We start from the raw sequence: 16,639 nt of genomic DNA, 5'->3' as shown, positions 1-16,639 counted from the left end.
CATGGTGTGGCTGAACGCGTTGTCACGGCTGAGCTCTGTATGGCGTTCTCAGTGGTGGCGCGGCTGAGCCTTGCGCGGCAGGAGCCACACCAGGGCGCAGCAGGCGATCACGGCGACGACCACGACGAGCAGGCTGCCGGTCGCGGCCTCCATCTGATCGCCGGTACGGAAGTAGACGGTGGTCACGGCCGCGGCGCCGATGGCGTTGGCCAGCTGCTGAACCGCGGAGAGCGACCCGCTGGCGCTGCCGGCCTCACGCGGGTCGATGTCACCCAGGGTGACGTCATAGATGGTGCCGAAGCAGGTGCCCATGCCCAGCCCGATGACCAGCGCCGCCAGGACGAGCGCCCAGGCGCCGTCCACGGCTCCGGAGACGACGGCCAGCAGCCAGCTGGTGCCGATCAGCGCGATGGTCAGACCGATGGTGATCAGCGTGCGGCCGAGCCGGTCGATGAGCCGGTGGCAGGCCACCGAGGCGATGACGATGCCCACCGCCACCGGGGCCAGGCCGAGCGCCGCCTGTACGGGCGTGAAGCGCAGGCCGTACTGCATGAACAGCACGAGCACGTACAGCAGGCCAGACACGGCCGCGAAGAAGACCATGCCCAGGACCAGGCCGGCGGTGAAGCCGCGGTTGCGCAGGAGCGACGGCTCGATCAGCGGGTTGGTGGCGGTGCGCTGGCGTACGCAGAACAGGCCGAAGAACACCAGCCCGCCGGCCAGGCACAGGATCGGGACGAGCCGCCACCCATGGGCCGAGCCGTCGATCAGGCCGTACAGGAGACCCACCATGGTCACCGCCAGCATCCCGGCGCCAACACCGTCCACACCGGATCCACTGGAGCGATCACCGGGAGCGTCGGCGGGCAGAAGCCGGGTGGCGGCGACGATCGCGGCGCCCCCGAGCACGATGTTGATCAGGAACATCGACCGCCACCCCAGGCCGAACAGGTCGGCCTCGATCAGAAAGCCCGCCACCACCGGCCCCCCGACCGAAGAGACGCCAAGCGCGGGGGCGAACACGCTGAAGGCCTTGCCAAGCTGATCACGGGGAAAGACGGCCCCCAGGATGCCGAACCCCTGGGGGATCATCAGCGCCCCGAACCCGCCCTGCACCAGCCGGGCACCGATGAGCACACCGGGACTGACCGCCAGCCCGCAGGCGACGGACGCGAGCGTGAAACCGGTGATGCCGAGAAGGAAGAGGCGGCGGCGGCCGTAACGGTCGCCGAGCCGCCCGCCGACCACCAGCAGGACCCCGAGCGCCAGCGCGTACGCGGCGCCGAGCCACTGGATGAGGGCCGCTCCCCCGCCGAGGTCGGCCGCGATGGTGGGGGCGGCGACGTTGGTGATCGTCGCGTCGAGCAGGTCCAGGACGGCGGCGGCGATGATGACGCCCAGGACGGCCCACCGCCGGTCCGCCTGGACGGGTGAGGCACGGATGAGTGCGGACATGCGGATCCCCTCGATAGAATGCGTACGTGACACAAAGAGTGCGCCACGCAAAGATTGTGTGACGCACATAAATATGAGGTACGGAGCAACCTGGTGTCAAACCGAGCGGAAACGCTGAAGCGGATCATCGACGAGAGCCAGCGGCACTATGCGGCATATGCGCTGTTCAATCAGGCGCTGGCCGACCATCTGGGCATTCACCCGACAGACCTGCAGTGCGTGGCACTGCTGGACCTGGAGGCAGGGCCGGTGAGCACCGGGGAGATCGCCCGGCTGACGGGCCTGACGCCCGGCTCCGCCACGCGCCTGGTGGACCGGCTGGAGAAAGCGGGTCTCGTCGTACGGCACACCGATCCGGCGGACCGCAGGCGGGCGTTGGTCGCCCTCGCCCCCTCGGCCCAGGCCAGGATCGGTGCTGCCTGGGAGACGCCGGGCAAGGCGTTCGCCGAGGTGATGGAGACGTATTCGGACGCGGAGCTGGCCGTGATCGCCGACTACCTGCGCCGGGCCGGCGCCGTCGGCCGCGCCCAGGCCGAACGCCTCAGCAAAGGGGCATGAACGCACCTGGCCCCGCACAGTCGGAGCTGGGCGGGGCCAGGGGTGAAACGATCTTCCGTTAGTCCAGGTAGTCGCGCAGCACCTGGGACCGGGACGGGTGACGCAGCTTGGACATCGTCTTCGACTCGATCTGCCGGATGCGCTCACGCGTCACCCCGTAGACCTTGCCGATCTCGTCGAGTGTCTTCGGCTGCCCGTCGGTGAGGCCGAACCGCATCGACACGACGCCCGCTTCCCGCTCCGACAACGTGTCGAGAACGGAGTGCAGCTGCTCCTGGAGCAGCGTGAAGCTGACGGCGTCGGCCGGCACGATGGCCTCGGAGTCCTCGATGAGGTCACCGAACTCGCTGTCGCCCTCCTCACCGAGGGGGGTGTGCAGCGAGATGGGCTCGCGACCGTATTTCTGGACCTCGACCACCTTCTCGGGGGTCATGTCCAGCTCGCGGGCCAGCTCTTCCGGCGTGGGCTCCCGGCCGAGGTCCTGCAGCATCTGCCGCTGAACCCGGGCCAGCTTGTTGATCACTTCGACCATGTGGACCGGGATGCGGATGGTCCGCGCCTGGTCGGCCATGGCGCGGGTGATCGCCTGCCGGATCCACCACGTGGCGTAGGTGGAGAACTTGTAGCCCTTGGTGTAGTCGAACTTCTCGACCGCGCGGATCAGGCCGAGGTTGCCCTCCTGGATCAGGTCCAGGAACAGCATGCCGCGTCCGGTGTAGCGCTTGGCCAGCGAGACCACCAGACGGAGGTTGGCCTCCAGCAGGTGGTTTTTGGCCCGGCGGCCGTCCTCGGCGATCCACTCGAGCTCGGCCCGGACGTCGACCGGCAGACCCTCGGTCTCGCCGCCGCCCAGCTGCTCCTCGGCGAACAGTCCCGCCTCGATGCGCTTGGCCAGCTCGACCTCCTGCTCGGCGTTGAGCAGGGGGACCTTGCCGATCTGCTTGAGGTAGTCCTTGACCGGGTCGGCGGTGGCGCCGGCGGCGGCCACCTGCGCGACCGGCGCGTCATCGTCGTCGTCGGAGAGGATGAGGACTTCGTCCTCGGTCTTCTCCGTGGCGGCGACGGCTGCCACGTCGGCGGCCTTGGGCTCTTCCTCGGTGTCGTCGTCGGAGTCGCCCTCGGAGTCGGAGTCGTCCGCGGCGACGATCTCCTCGTCCTCGACCTCGATGTCTTCGAGGTCCTCGAGCTCGACGTCTCCCTCGAGCTCGATGTCCTCGTCGTCGTCGACGCCCTCAGGGCTCTTCGGCTTGGTCTCGGCAGGCCCAGCGCTCTTCGGCTCGGCCTTCTTGGCGGGCACGGCCGCCTTCTTCGCCGCCGGAGCGGCCTTCTTGGCGGGAGCCGCCTTCTTGGGGGCGGGCTCGGCTTCGGCGGCGCCCACGACCGCGGTCACGGTCTCAGGCTGCTGCTCTTTGGCGGCCGCTGCGGCCTTGGTCTTGACGGGGGCAGCGGTACGGCGCTTTGCTGGACCACGAGACTTTTTCGGCGCAGCCGAATCCGCGGCGGTCACCACCACGGTCACGCCCTCTTTACTGAGGTTCCGCAAAAATGCGGCGGCGTGAGACATGGGGATGTCCGCCTCCTCGAAGGCCTGACGGACATCCTCAGACTCGAGGAAACCCTGCGAGCGCCCACGCTCGAGCAGTCGCTGAATGACGGGCTCGTTCAGCTCTTGTGGCTTCGAGCGAGTCGAACTTGCAGGCGACACGAACACCTCTCGAACGAACGCGTGGCGACAATGGACCCAGATGCCCGCTGGGGGGCTGTTGCCTCTCTCGGAGAACGATGCGGCCGTGCGGATCGCGACGGACCTGTCCAGCATTCTGGCACGACCACGCACTCCATACGGCCACCTCCCGGCGGTTGACCTCCACCCTAGGCCGACCCAGACAGTAGTGCGTACGTAAGCGCGGCACTGATACCCGAAAGCAACCCTTATGACTGATTCATTCAGTCACTCTTCGTGGCGGGCGGCACGTGGATAGCCAGGGCGGTAACGTCATCATCCTGTTCATATCCAGACAACATCCGGTCAACCAGGAAGTCCAGCAACATGTGCGGACTACTGACCACCTCAGGCGGCGCTTCGGTCACAACACTGCAAAGCTCTGCGAGTCCTGCGTCCAAACCGCGTTTCCGGTTCTCCACCAAGCCGTCTGAGTAGAGCACGGCGGTGTGTCCAGGCGGCACCACGAACCGGAACTGCCGGCGGCTGGTCGGCCAGCCGAGCGGCGTGCCCGGCTCGACGTCGCCCAGGACCGCGGTGCCCTGCGGGGAGACCAGGACGGGCGGCGGATGACCCGCCAGAGCCAGCGTGCCCTCGCCGGTGACGGGCTCGACCACCATGTAGGCGAGGGTCGTGACCTGCTCCTCCTCCTCGGTGGCGTCGAAGACTCGGTCGAGGCCGGTGAGCACGGCCGCGGGCGGCGGGTTGGTCAGCGCCAGGGCGCGCATGGCGTTGCGGATGCGGCCCATGCCGGCCGCGGCCTTGACGCCCTTGCCCATGACGTCGCCCACGACCGCCGCGACCCGGCCGTCCTGCAGCACGAAGGCGTCGTACCAGTCGCCGCCGACCTGCACGTGACGGCTGCCCGAGCGGAACCGCTGGGCCAGCACCAGGCCCTTGACCACCGGCAGGCGGTCGGGCAGCAGGCTGCGCTGGAGCGTCTCGGCGGTGCGGTGCTCGCGTTCGAACAGCGTGGCCCGCTCCACGGCGAGCGCGCACTGCCCGGCGAGCGCCTCCAGGAAGACGCCGTCCTCCTGGGAGATCTTCTGCGGCCTAGTGAAGGAGAAGCGCAGCGCGCCCAGCGCCCGCCCGGCCGCCAGCAGCGGCAGTCCGACCCAGGCCCGCTCGTCACTGTGCGTGAGATAATTGGTCAGCACCTGCTCGTCGCCACCGGCTTCGAGAAGCTGCGATTTCAGCCTGTCGGGCGACTCGGCGAAGACCGGCCGGCGGCTGTTGACCGCCATCGTCATCACGCTGGAGGAGGAGAGCGGGATCTCCTCGCCGAGCGTGTCGGACGCCTCGGGGACGCCCTCGCCGTTGATCAGCTTGAGCGCGGCGCGGTCGGGGTCGAGCAGCGCGACCGCGGAACGGTCGGCGGCCAGGGCGGTGCGGCCGACGTCGATGATGACCTGCACCACCTGCTCGACGGTGAGCGCCTCGGCCAGCTGGGCGGTGGCGCCCTGCAGTCGCGCGGTGCGCAGGGCCGCGGCGCCGAGCTGGTCGGTCAGCCTGCCGCGCATCTCCTCGGCCTCGCGCTGCGGGGTCACGTCGGTGTTGGCGCCGACCCACTCCACGACCCTGCCGTGCCTGATGATGGGCACGGCCCGCACCTCGAAGTGGCGGTAACCGCTGGCCCGGGTGCGCACGCGATAGTTCCACTCGAACATGGTGCGGCCGCGCAGCGCCTCCTTCCAGGCTTCCTCGGTCTGCTGGCGTTCCTCCGGATGCACGGCCTCCAGCCAGCCCAGTGCGAGGTATTCCTCCAGCCCCTGGCCGGTGATGGCGCGCCACTGCGGCGCGTCCTCCACCACCGTGCCGGTCGGCGAGGTGATCCAGACGAGCTGCGACTGCGCCTCGACCAGCGAGCGGTAGCGCTCCTCGCTGCGGCGCAGGTCCTCTTCGATCTGGCGGCTCTCGGTCACGTCGAGGCCGATGAGCGCGATCGCCCGCAACTCGCCCGCGTCGTCGTGCACCGGCGAGAACGACAGCGACCAGTGCCTGGTCTCCCCCTCGGACGAGCGCACGCGTACGCGGCTCTCGGTGACTGGAGAGTCGCTCTCGGTGACGGCCTGGACCGCATGGGTGATGAGCTGGCTGAGGTCGGCCGTCAGCGTCTCGGCGGGCGAGCGGCCGACGAGCCGCTCGGCGGGTACGCCGACGACCTCGGTGAACACGTCGTTGACCAGTTGTACGTGGCCGGCGGCGTCGAAGAACGCGAAGGCGAACTCCGCCTCCGACAGCATGCCCTTGAAGAGGGCGGAGTCTGAGATGTCCACATCCGACTCCCGGGGACGGGGAACGGAGGTCTCGGCGCTCATGGTCGGCACCTCCGTCGCGTGCCAGGGTCTCCCACGCGGCACATCTCCATAACTGTGTATCGGCGTAGCGCAGCTCCGGGCGACCGGATTCTGCAGTACATCATCGGCGATGGGCAGGCGCGGACGGAAGCCCCGGCCGCCATACGGTCAACGCATCCTGTCAAAATCGCTCCACGTTGCGCAGCAAGATCAGGCTACTTGGGCTTGGCCGCGCGCTTGGCCTCCTGCTTGGCGGCCCGAACGCGACCCAGTGTGTCGGCGTCGACCACATCCGCTACCGAACGCAACGACCCCTCCTCGCCATAGGGTCCAGCCGCCTCGCGCCATCCTGGCGGTTGAACCCCCATTTGCTTGCCGAGCAATGCCAAAAATATCTGAGCCTTCTGCTTGCCGAAGCCGGGAAGTCCCAGGAGCCGGTTGAGCAACTCTTTGCCGTCGGCGACGTCACTCCAGACCCGCTCGGGATTGCCGTCGTAGTGCTCCACGAGGTAGGCGGCCAACTGCTGGACCCGGTCCGCCATCGCCTTGGGGTAGCGGTGCACGGCCGGCTTGGCGGCCAGCAGCGCGGCGAAATCCTCGGGATCGCGAGCCGCGATCTCCTCCGCCGTGAGGTCGTGCCCGAGGCGTTCGGAGATGGTGTGAGGCCCCGTGAACGCCCATTCCATCGGGATCTGCTGATCGAGCAGCATGCCGACGAGCAGGGCGAGCGGACTTCGGCCGAGGAGATCGTCGGCCTCCGTCCGCTGGGCGAGCTGGATGCGCATGGGAACAGCTTCGCACGAATGCGGTTCCGAAGAAGCGAACACAAGCGTTGTGGAGGCTTGACACTCAGCCGAGAAAAGATGAAATGGGAGCGCAAGTCGCCCTGCATCCATTCCCTGGGGGTTTGCCCCGGGGCTCCAGAGGAATCTCACATCTATGCTCGCTCTGGCCACACGCTTCCTCAGGGAGCCGGTCAGTCTCAGGCTGGCCGAAGAGTTCCTGACCATACCCGTGGACACCATCGACCGCTGCGTGTCCGACGTCTGCGCCTGCGCGCAGCACCTCGGCATCTCCCCGACGCCCGATGTCATCGAACGCATCGCCCGCGAACATCTACTGGCGATCGTGAACTCCGCACCGCCGCCCCGGACTCCCCGATAACATCGGGGTCACCAGGCCGCGTTCTACGCACCGTTTCGGCCTGGAATGCGAGAGAGTGAGGGCGTGCGCCGACACCGACGAGATCCCCGGGAGAGCACCCCACCAGACGATGTGTTCAAGGAGATGGTGCAGGCGGCTCGCGAGCTTCTGGCCGTGCGCAGCCCTCTTGACGCGGAGCTGATGGTCTCCGACATGATCGGAGCCTGGTGGGGCAGGCGCGTCAGGGGTGGTGATGTCGAACAGGTACTCGGCGAGGGTCTTGTCGACTACGCCGCCAAGGCCGGCACTCCGGCGTCGCTGACGCTGCTCATCTGCCTGGCCTATCTCGGCACGGCCCGCCAGGGCGCCAAGGCGGAGGGCGCGGCGCTGGCGATGATGGAGTCGGGCGTGGCCCGGCCCGGCTGGGCCGACCGGGTGGGCGCGGTCAAGCCGACTGGCTGCTACGTCTCCCGCGACGCCTACGGCGACCAGGACACCGTGATCTGTACGTTCGGCTACCGCTGGAGCGAGGGCCCCCGCGATGAGCAGGCGGGCGGCGAGACGCCGGCGACCTTCGAGCGCGAGCAGGACCGGCACGCGCTGGTCATGGTCGTCGACCACAACATGTCGGGCATGGCGCGCGACGCCTGGGTCTCCTCCCAGGTCGACACGCTGCTGGACAAGGCACGGGTCGAGGCGGCCGGCAACCCGATGCTGCTGTTCGAGGAGATCGAGCCCCAGCAGGCCAGGGCGCTGCTGGAGTCGGCCATGAAGGCCACCAGGGAGCCGAAGACCCCGCCGCCGGTCAGCGACAGCTACAGCGCCTACCACGCCTTCGCCCGCGCCCGGCTCAAGGCCCTCCCGCCGGGCCGCAAGCGCCCCGCTCCCCTGCACATCGAGGCTCCCTACAGCCGCGAACGGCGGGCGATGCTGGCCGCGGAGTTCCTCGCCTCCGACGCGGCCGAGCACCTGTCCGACCCGTCGGCGGCCTCGCGGTGCGCCGACCACATCATCGACTACGGCTGCGAGCAGGACTTCAACCGGCCGCTGCGGGTGAGCCCGACCAAGTGCGAGACGTTCCTGCTCGACTGGCTGCCGCGCAAGGTGATGTTAAGCGTGGCCGAGCAGGAGGCCATGCCGCACGTACTGTCGGCGTGGATCCGCTTCGCCGCCCGCCGCACCGGCCTGCCCGACACGGGGCTCAAGGACACGCTGGACGCCGTGTGGGAGGCGACCGGCAAGTTCCCGGAGGCCTACCGGGATCCGACCTCGTTCGGCCTGGACCGGCCGCTGCTGGAGCGGCTGCTGCCGGACGGCGACCTGTCGGCGCTGGCCAGGCGGGCCTTCGCCTTCCCGTTCCTGCAAGGCGTGCACGGCGGCATCGACCTGGACGCGCTCAATCCGGCCGACGAGGCCGACCGGCGTACCCTCCTGGAGATCGACCACGTCGGCGCCATCGACGAGGAGCACCTGGCCTGGCACGAGGAGATCGCCGCGCGGCTGTGGGACGGGGACCCGCCGCAACTGTGGGAGGCGGCCCAGCGGCTGCTCGACCTCGGTCACGACCGCCACGACGTGCTGCACGTGCTCATCGAGATCGCCGAGCGCATCGGCGGCGACCCGGACGAACTCGCCTCCGCCCTCGACGACATCGCCGACATCCCTGACGAGATCTAGCGCGCCGTACGCCCGCCCCGCCGTCTGGTGCGCGAGGTACGGCCGCCTTGATTTAGCGCGACGTACACCCGGCTCGCCAGATACGCCCGCCTTGCCCTCTGGAGCGGCGTACGCCCGTGTCACCGCGGGCCGGCGTCCGTGACCCCGTCGTCGCGCTGAGGTGGCCGTTACCGCCATGATGGGAGCATGGTGATCGACCTCAACGCGGATCTGGGCGAGGGCTTCGGCGTCTGGCGGCTGGGCGACGACCTGGCGCTGCTCGACATCGTCACGAGCGCGAACGTCGCCTGCGGATTCCACGCCGGCGACCCGGTGACGATCAGGCGCACCTGCGCGGCCGCCGTGGACCGGGGTGTGGCGATCGGGGCGCAGGTGTCCTATCGCGACCTGGCCCACTTCGGGCGCAGGGAGATGGACGTCGAGCCGGAGGAGCTCTGCGCCGAGGTGCTCTACCAGCTCGCGGCCGTCGACGGCATCGCGCGGGCCATGGGCGGCCGGGTCTCCTACGTCAAGCCGCACGGCGCGCTCTACAACCGCATCTGCCGCGACGAGGAGCAGGCCGCCGCGGTGATCGAGGCCGTGGCCGACTACGACCCCTCCCTGCCGGTGCTCACACTGCCCGGCTCGGTGGTGCACGGGGCGGCCGCCGCCGAGGGCGTGCCGACGATCACCGAGGCGTTCGCCGACCGTGCCTACACGGCCGCCGGGACGCTGGTCTCGCGGCGCGAGCCCGGAGCGGTGATCCACGATGTCGCCACGGTCTCCGCCCGCGCCGTGCGAATGGCCGTCGAGGGCCGGGTGACCGCCGTGGACGGCAGCCCGGTGTCGGTCTCCGCCCGGTCCATCTGCGTGCACGGGGACACACCCGACGCGGTACGACTGGCGCAGGCCGTACGCGATGGGCTGCTGGAGGCGGGAGTGGTTCTGCAGGCCTTCGCATGATCCGGATGGCCGGGGAGCACGGGCTGCTCGTGGAGACGGGGTCACTGGCCGTGTCGCACCGGCTCGACGCGGTGCTGCGTGCCGCGCGGCCCGCTGGGGTGGTGGAGATCGTGCCGGGGCCCGAGACGGTGCTGGTGGTGGCGCCGGGAGCGGACCAGGGGCGGCTGCGGTCGCGGCTCGACGAACTGCTCGGCGAGGCGCTCAAGCCCGGAGGGCCTGGCGAGGTGGTCGAGTCCCGGGAACCTGGCGAAGTGCTCGGGTCCCCGGAGCCTGGCGGGGCGCCCGAGTCCCGGGAGCCTGGCGGGGCCTTGTCCGGGGCCGCTGGGGGCGGAGTGCGGGAGGTCGTGGTCATTCCCGTTGTCTATGACGGGGAGGATCTCGATTCCGTGGCCGAGCTGGCCGGGATGTCGGTGGACGATGTGATCGCGCGGCACACCGGGCGGGAGCTGGTGGTGGGCTGGCTGGGGTTCGCGCCGGGGTTCGCCTATCTGACCGGGCTGGATCCGGCGCTCCACCTGCCACGGTTGGCGACGCCGCGCACGTCGGTGCCCGCCGGTTCGGTGGCGATCGCCGGTCCCTACGCCGCGATCTACCCCACCGCCTCGCCGGGCGGGTGGCGGCTGCTGGGCCGTACGACGACGCGGATCTGGGACGTCGACGCCGACCCGCCGTCGCTGTTCCGGCCCGGGACCCGCGTACGGTTCGAGCCGGCATGATCGAAGTGCTCGCGCCGGGCCCCTACGCGACCGTCCAGGACCTGGGCCGCCCCGGCTACGCGCACCTGGGCGTGCCACGCTCCGGCGCGGCCGACGAGGCGAGCCTGCGGCTGGGCAACCGGCTCGTCGGCAACCCCGAGGACGCGGCGGGGATCGAGCTGACGTACGGAGGGGCGCGGCTGGCGTTCCGCTCGGGCGCCTGGGTCGCGGTCACGGGCGCGCCCTGCCCACTGATCGAGCCTTCGCCCACCACAGTGGTGGCCGGGATGAATGTGCCGTTCTGGGTTCCGGCCGGGAGTGAGTTGCGGTTCGGGGCACCCGTATGGGGGTTGCGGACCTATCTGACCGTTCGGGGCGGGATCGCCGTCGAGCCGGTGCTCGGCAGCCGTTCCACGGATTCGCTGTCCGGGCTCGGCCCGGTGCCGCTGCGCCAGGGGACCGTGCTCCCGGTGGGCGGCTCCGGCGGCCTGGTGGAGATCTCGGTGGATCTGGCACCCGCCGGGGAGCCACCGCCCGCCGTACTACGGATCGTGCCGGGGCCGCGCGACGACTGGTTCGCGCCGGACGCGCTCGCCGAGCTCTGCGCCGAGCCGTACGAGGTGAGTCAGGACAGCAACCGCGTGGGAGTACGCCTGCACGGCCGGGAGCTGGCGCGGACGCGCGAAGGCGAGCTGCCCAGTGAGGGCATGGTGACAGGGGCGGTGCAGGTGCCGCCGAGCGGGCAGCCGATCGTCTTCCTCACCGACCACCCGCCGACCGGCGGCTACCCGGTGATCGGCGTGGTGCGGTCGGCGGACCTGCCGATCGCCGCCCAGCTCCGGCCGGGTGACGGCGTGCGGTTCACAGTTCGACCTGGCCGACGACGCACGTGACACTGGAGCCGCCCACCCAGACCACCGGCTCCGGACCGTCCTCGGGGCTCTGGCCGGTGGTGATGTGGACGCGTCCGGCGCGACCCAGCATGGTGCCCTGGCCGGCCACGTAGGGGGCCGTGACGCGGCCGGTGCGCAGTAGCCACTGGGCGACCGAGGCGTTCAGGCTGCCGGTCACCGGATCCTCGACCGTACTGCCGTTGACCGGGAAGAACGCCCGCAGCTCGAGCGCGAGCGGCGACCCCGGCGGGTAGGGGCCCACCACGCCCAGGTCGATGTCGACCGGGCCGGGGCGCAGCGCGAGCACCTCGTCCGCGCTCCGCAGCAGCACCGCCACCCAGCCGGGCCCGTTGTCGGCCCACTCGGCGTCGACGATCTCGTCGCGGCCGATGCCCAGCATGCCCGCGATGCGCTCGACGAGCGACTCGTCCACCGCCCCCGACCGCAGTAGCGCGGGCGCGGCGAACGCCAGCCCGCCATCCGTCCCGCGCAACGTCACCAGCCCGGCGCCGCACTCCTGCACGACCGTCTCCGGCTCCTTCGGTGTGCCTCCGTTCTCCAGCCATGCGTGGCAGGTGCCCAGCGTGGGGTGCCCGGCGAAGGGCAGCTCGCTCGTCGGGGTGAAGATCCGCACCCGGTAGTCGGCGCCGGGAGCGGTGGGAGGCAGGACGAAGGTGGTTTCGGACAGGTTCGTCCAGTGGGCGAACCGCTGCATCTCCTCGGTGCTCAGGCCGTCGCCGTCGAGGACCACCGCGAGCGGGTTTCCCTGGTACGGCGTGGCGGTGAAGACGTCGACTTGGCGGAAGGTGCGCAACATACGTCAAGTATCTACTCAAGCCCCCGAACGTCCTGATCACGCCGCCTACCGCCTACCTGGCCCAGGCGGTGCGGCTCGACGGCCGGCGATCCCAGCCCGCACTCATGAACGGCCGGCCATCCCAGCCCACACCCGCCATCAGTTCTCGGGCGGGGTGGGAGATCGCTCCCACACCCGCCATTAGTCCTCAGGCGGGGTGGCGGTGAGGAGGGCGCGGACGCGGGAGAGCGCGTCGTCGAGCAGGCTCTCGGGGACGGGCTCGAACAGGTCGGTCGTCATTCGCCCGTTCTTGGCCTCCCAGACCCCCGCGACCCGCCCCCGGTGCACGATGACCGGCGAGATCCAGCCTGCCTGGCGGCTGACCTTGGGTTTGGCGGCGGCGGGGAGCAGCGGTGTGAGGGTGCGGGGGGCGGCCAGAATGTACTGGTCGAAGCCCGGCAACAGGTGCACGTCCTCGGACGGCTCGGTGGCGGCGAGCTCGTCGAGCTGCTCGGTGAGCGCGAGCAGCGTGTGCCCGTCATCGGTCTCGATCTCGGTCAGCTCCGGAGCCAGGTCGCGGAACCAGCCCTTGAGCACCGCCTTCCTGGCCACGCCCCCGAACAGCCAGGTGTCGAACATCTCCGGCGTCGCCGGCCCATGCGCGCCGAGGAAGGCCCGGGCCAGCCGCACGCCTGCCTCCTCGTACGGCGGCAGCTCCGACGGCCAGCCGGGCAGCCAGGCGCGAGGGGCGGTGAAGGTCACCCTGCCGTCGCGGGGTGGGCCGTAGCAGAGCTCGCCGAGGCGGGCGAGCGGCTTGAGCAGGGCGCCCCAACCGGAGGTCAGCGCCGCACGCAGGTGCTCGTCACCGGTGACCTCGACGACGGCCTCGACCAGCTCCTCCCGAGTCAGCGCGGGGCTTGGCGACGCGTCCGGGGTCAGCGCCGGGTCAGGGGAGGCGTCCCGGGTCAGGGCCGGGGACGCGGGTCGGGATGTTCGCAACGCTTCGGGGACCGCCTCGATGATCGCGGCGATCTCCGCCGCCGTGACGCCATGGCCGCGTTGCCAGTAGCCTTTCTCCCAGGTCCGCAGCGTGGCCAGCGCCGCGCAGTAGTCGGCCAGCTCGTCGGCGGGCAGCAGGTGCAGGGTGCCGCGCATGATCCACGTCTTGACCAGCGTGCGCTCCTCCCACAGCGCCCGGCCGATCCCGCCCGGGTCGGGCCGCGCGCTCCGCACCGCCACGGCCAGCTGCGCCGAGGAGGCGACCTGGGTCTGCACGCCGCACAGCCGGCGCGTGATCGCCACCGCGTCGCTCCCGTCGGCAGCGCTCACGAACTGCCTGCGCAGGCGCCAGGCGAGGATGTTGGGCCAGGTCAGCTGGATCGTCACGGCTTCACTTCTACACCGGCGCTACGACAGTTCCCCCAAGCCCCCCAGAGAGGCCACTGGTGCGGCGGGAACGATTCGGGCATAACCTGATTGATGACGGCTCAGACCTGACGGCAATGAAAGCCTGAGCCGCTGGAGCAGTCATGACTGAGGTGGCATCGCACGTCGGCGATCGTCAACACGCCTCGGACGGCCTGAACGCATCATGATCCAGGCAGAGCGCGGTCGTACGGTCCGGGCCCGTCCTCGCATGGAAGGGTCCAGCTTCGTCGGGCGCAGGCACGAGCTGGCCGCGGCCAGGAGAGGGCTGTCTCAGGCCCGGTTGCTGACCCTGACCGGCACCGGCGGTGTCGGCAAGACCCGGCTGGCGCACCGGGTCGCGGAAATCCTTCAGGGCGCCTACAAGGACGGCGTGGAGGTCGTCGAGCTGGCCACTCTGGAGGCCGGCCATCTGCTGGAGCCGGTCGTCGCCGGGGCGCTAGGACTGCGCGAGGCGGGACCCGACCCCATGGCCGCGCTGGTGGACCACCTGTCGGACAAGCGGATGCTGCTGGTCCTGGACAACTGCGAGCACCTGCTCGACGACTGCGCCCGCTTCGTGGCCCGGCTGCTGCGGGGCGCTCCCCGGGTGCGGATCCTGGCGACCAGCAGGCAGACGCTCAGTGTGTACGGCGAGCAGGTGCTGCAGATCTCGTCCCTGTCCGTGCCGGGCTCCAGCCGCCCCCTCAGCCACATCGCCCGGCAGGATTCGGTGCGCCTCTTCGTGGAGCGGGCGGCGAGTGCGGCGCCCGGCTTCTCCCTGGACACGAGCAACGCGGCGACCGTGGCCCGGCTGGCCCGGCGTCTGGAGGGGATCCCGCTGGCGATCGAGCTGGCCGCGGTGCAACTGCGCGCCTTGCCCCTGGAACAGCTGGCGCGCGAGCTGGACGAGCGCTTCGAGGTGCTGGCGACGGGGAGCCCCGCCGCGCTGCCCCGCCATCAGACGCTGCGCGCGACCATGGACTGGAGCTTCCGCCTGTGCTCACCGGCGGAGCGGCGGCTGTGGACCCGGCTGTCGATGTTCCCCGGCGGGGTCGACCTGGATGCCGCCGAGGCGGTGTGCTCGGGCGAGGGGATCTCCCCCGCCGAGGTGATCGATCTGGTGACCGGGTTGGTGGACAAGTCGATCCTGGTCTGCGAGCGGTGGGAGGCCGGGCTCAGGTATCGCATGCTGGAGAGCATCCGCGCGTACGGGTGCGAGCAGTTGTCGCCCGCCGAGAGGCGCGTACTGTGCCGGCGCTACATCGACCACTACCGCGATCTGGTCGACCGGCACCAGATCGACGAGATCGTCCCGGACCAGGCCGAGCGATACCTGCGCCTGCGGCAGGAACTGCCCAACGTGCGCGTCGCACTCGAGCTGTGCCTCAGTGAGCCACGCCTGGCTCACGTGGGACTCGAGACGGCGTCGAGGCTGTGGTGCTTCTGGCTTCTGGCGGGCGCACTCACCGAGGGCCGCTACTGGCTGGAGCGCGCCCTGGAGCTGGTGCGTACGCCCGACAGCGCGCGGGCGACGGCGCTCTGGGTGGACAGCATGCTCGCCCTGCGCCAGGGCGACCTGGCGGCGGCGGTGCCGAGACTGCGGGAATGCCACCTCATCGCCCGGCAGCAGGGGAACGAGGCCGTCCTGCCGTTCGCCATCCGGACCTCCGGTGTCGCGGCGTTCTCCACGGGTGACACCCAGCGTGGCCTCGCGCTCCTGGAGGAGTCGCTCGCCCTCTTCAGGGCCGCCGGAAACGTTCACGGCGTCGTGCTCAACCTGTACTACGCGGCGACGTACGGCTCGATCGAGAACCCGGAGCGGGCCGTCCGGCTGGGCGAGGAGCTCCTGGCGCTGTGCGAGACCCATCACATGGTGGTGTCCCGCGGGTACGCCCAGCTGGCGCTCGGTATCGCCTTGTGGAACCTGGGTGACTACCCACGAGCAGACGCGCTGGTGAGAGCGGCCGCCGAGTTGACCGAAGAGGTCAACGACCGCTGGTGCCTCACGCAGTGCCTGGAGGTGCTGGCGTGGATCGCCGGTGCGCGTGGGGAGCATGAACGGGCCGCCCGGATGCTGGGGGCGGCGCACTCGCTGTGGCAGGCGGCGGACGCCTCACCCACTCGGCTGTGGTACCACGCGAAATGGCACGAGCGCTGCGCGGAGCAGGCCCGCAAGACGCTGGGGAATCGGGCGTTCGCGGCGAGCTTCCGAGACGGGACGCGACTCGGCGTGGAAGGCGTGCTCACCTGTGATGTGCTGACTTGTGCGGGGAAGGACTGAATCCGTCAGACTTCGCGGCGCAGTCGGCGGAGAGTTCGAACCAGACGGTTTTCCCACTGGGCGCGGATTCACTGCCCCAGCAGCAGGCCAGCAGGTCGATCAGGTCCAGTCCGCGGCCGTGCTCGTCGCCCGGCGTGGCCTGGTGGAGACAGAGCGGCGCGGTGCCCGCGTCCTCGACCTCGCCGCGCAGCAGGCCGTCACTGGCGTAGAGGGTGAACCGGTGCGGTCCCGGCGCATGGCGCAACGCGTTGGTGACGAGCTCGCTGACCAGGAGCTCGGCGACCTCGGCCAGCTCATCGAGCCCCCATGCGGCGAGACGGGCACGGGTGAGACGTCGCGCCTCGGGCACCGAGGACATGCCCGGGGAAAGCGACCAGGAGGCGACCTCCATACCGGAGAGGTGGCCGGAGCCGGTGACCAGCTCCCCGAGGCGCCGGATGCCGGCCTTGAGGCGGTCCCAGACCGGCGTGTGGCTGTCCCAGGGCATGACCCTGTCCCCCGGGTCGTCCTGCCAGAGTGTGCTCTCGGTCATGAGCGCGGATCCGGAGTTCTGGTTCATGCTGCCCGTCCGAGGTGGCAGTAGTGGGCGGGAACGCTACGCCCGTCGGGCAGGATCTCACCGTTGTCCTCGAAGACCACCACGCCGTTGCACAGCAGACCCCACCCCTGCTCGGGATGGAAGGCCACCAGGCGCGCGGCCTCGCGGTCACAGCCGTATGCGGATGGGCACCGAGGCTGGTGCTGACACATGATCATTCCTTGGTTCGGTCGC

15 protein-coding genes are annotated in these 16,639 nt (G+C 70.4%); 7 read left to right on the top strand and 8 right to left on the bottom strand.

Annotated features, from left to right (window positions below; translation table 11 throughout):
* Nucleotides 1–48: 48 nt before the first annotated feature.
* On the bottom strand, nucleotides 49–1,455 hold the full coding sequence (locus tag AB0J16_RS28920; RefSeq protein ID WP_358545002.1) for an MFS transporter: 1,407 nt from the start codon (nucleotides 1,453–1,455) through the stop codon (nucleotides 49–51).
* A gap of 93 nt (nucleotides 1,456–1,548) precedes the next feature.
* On the opposite strand from AB0J16_RS28920, the gene AB0J16_RS28915 reads away from it, so the two are divergent.
* On the top strand, nucleotides 1,549–2,013 hold the full coding sequence (locus AB0J16_RS28915) for a MarR family transcriptional regulator (protein ID WP_358545000.1): 465 nt from the start codon (nucleotides 1,549–1,551) through the stop codon (nucleotides 2,011–2,013).
* Nucleotides 2,014–2,071: 58 nt separating this feature from the next.
* On the opposite strand, the gene AB0J16_RS28910 is transcribed toward AB0J16_RS28915, so the two are convergent.
* From AB0J16_RS28910 to AB0J16_RS28900, 3 genes are all read right to left on the bottom strand, one after another.
* Nucleotides 2,072–3,718, bottom strand: a complete 1,647-nt coding sequence (locus AB0J16_RS28910; RefSeq protein ID WP_358544999.1) for an RNA polymerase sigma factor — start codon at nucleotides 3,716–3,718, stop codon at nucleotides 2,072–2,074.
* Nucleotides 3,719–3,960: 242 nt separating this feature from the next.
* Nucleotides 3,961–6,054, bottom strand: a complete 2,094-nt coding sequence (locus AB0J16_RS28905; protein WP_358544997.1) for a SpoIIE family protein phosphatase — start codon at nucleotides 6,052–6,054, stop codon at nucleotides 3,961–3,963.
* Nucleotides 6,055–6,248: 194 nt separating this feature from the next.
* Nucleotides 6,249–6,818, bottom strand: coding sequence for an HhH-GPD-type base excision DNA repair protein (locus tag AB0J16_RS28900; RefSeq protein ID WP_358544995.1), 570 nt, complete (start codon nucleotides 6,816–6,818; stop codon nucleotides 6,249–6,251).
* 154 nt (nucleotides 6,819–6,972) lie between these two features.
* Here AB0J16_RS28900 and AB0J16_RS28895 point away from each other — a divergent pair, with 154 nt between their 5' ends.
* The 5 genes from AB0J16_RS28895 (at nucleotide 6,973) to AB0J16_RS28875 (ending at nucleotide 11,383) form a co-directional block, all read left to right on the top strand.
* Complete coding sequence (locus AB0J16_RS28895; protein WP_225288959.1) at nucleotides 6,973–7,197, top strand: hypothetical protein; 225 nt, start codon at nucleotides 6,973–6,975, stop codon at nucleotides 7,195–7,197.
* 123 nt (nucleotides 7,198–7,320) lie between these two features.
* A complete protein-coding gene (locus tag AB0J16_RS28890) occupies nucleotides 7,321–8,853 on the top strand; it encodes a hypothetical protein (RefSeq protein ID WP_358545308.1) in 1,533 nt (510 codons plus the stop codon).
* A gap of 186 nt (nucleotides 8,854–9,039) precedes the next feature.
* Nucleotides 9,040–9,795, top strand: a complete 756-nt coding sequence (locus tag AB0J16_RS28885; protein WP_358544993.1) for a 5-oxoprolinase subunit PxpA — start codon at nucleotides 9,040–9,042, stop codon at nucleotides 9,793–9,795.
* Nucleotides 9,796–9,800: 5 nt separating this feature from the next.
* Complete coding sequence (locus AB0J16_RS28880) at nucleotides 9,801–10,511, top strand: allophanate hydrolase subunit 1 (RefSeq protein ID WP_358544992.1); 711 nt, start codon at nucleotides 9,801–9,803, stop codon at nucleotides 10,509–10,511.
* Nucleotides 10,508–11,383: a biotin-dependent carboxyltransferase family protein gene (locus AB0J16_RS28875; RefSeq protein ID WP_358544990.1), complete on the top strand. Its 876-nt coding sequence runs from the start codon at nucleotides 10,508–10,510 to the stop codon at nucleotides 11,381–11,383. Before AB0J16_RS28880 ends, AB0J16_RS28875 begins: the two co-directional genes overlap by 4 nt.
* Here AB0J16_RS28875 and AB0J16_RS28870 read toward each other — a convergent pair.
* Both AB0J16_RS28870 and AB0J16_RS28865 read right to left on the bottom strand, forming a co-directional pair.
* The gene (locus AB0J16_RS28870; protein WP_358544988.1) at nucleotides 11,352–12,200 is read right to left on the bottom strand and encodes a PhzF family phenazine biosynthesis protein; all 849 of its coding nucleotides are present in this window, start codon (nucleotides 12,198–12,200) and stop codon (nucleotides 11,352–11,354) included. The two genes, AB0J16_RS28875 and AB0J16_RS28870, sit on opposite strands and share 32 nt — an antisense overlap.
* A gap of 180 nt (nucleotides 12,201–12,380) precedes the next feature.
* On the bottom strand, nucleotides 12,381–13,565 hold the full coding sequence (locus AB0J16_RS28865) for a crosslink repair DNA glycosylase YcaQ family protein (RefSeq protein ID WP_358544987.1): 1,185 nt from the start codon (nucleotides 13,563–13,565) through the stop codon (nucleotides 12,381–12,383).
* Nucleotides 13,566–13,815: 250 nt separating this feature from the next.
* Here AB0J16_RS28865 and AB0J16_RS28860 point away from each other — a divergent pair, with 250 nt between their 5' ends.
* A complete protein-coding gene (locus AB0J16_RS28860; RefSeq protein ID WP_358544985.1) occupies nucleotides 13,816–15,867 on the top strand; it encodes an AAA family ATPase in 2,052 nt (683 codons plus the stop codon).
* Here AB0J16_RS28860 and AB0J16_RS28855 read toward each other — a convergent pair.
* Together AB0J16_RS28855 and AB0J16_RS28850 are read right to left on the bottom strand one after the other, a co-directional pair.
* A complete protein-coding gene (locus tag AB0J16_RS28855; protein ID WP_358544984.1) occupies nucleotides 15,830–16,426 on the bottom strand; it encodes an ATP-binding protein in 597 nt (198 codons plus the stop codon). The two genes, AB0J16_RS28860 and AB0J16_RS28855, sit on opposite strands and share 38 nt — an antisense overlap.
* Complete coding sequence (locus AB0J16_RS28850; RefSeq protein WP_358544982.1) at nucleotides 16,423–16,617, bottom strand: DUF5999 family protein; 195 nt, start codon at nucleotides 16,615–16,617, stop codon at nucleotides 16,423–16,425. The genes AB0J16_RS28855 and AB0J16_RS28850 overlap by 4 nt, the downstream gene beginning before the upstream one ends.
* Between the last annotated feature and the right edge of the window lie 22 nt (nucleotides 16,618–16,639).

Origin of the sequence: Nonomuraea sp. NPDC049750, from assembly GCF_040659625.1 — a bacterium.
Lineage (GTDB): Bacteria > Actinomycetota > Actinomycetes > Streptosporangiales > Streptosporangiaceae > Nonomuraea.
The sequence above is the reverse complement of the archived record's forward strand: the minus strand, read 5'-3'. Positions and strand labels throughout refer to the sequence as shown.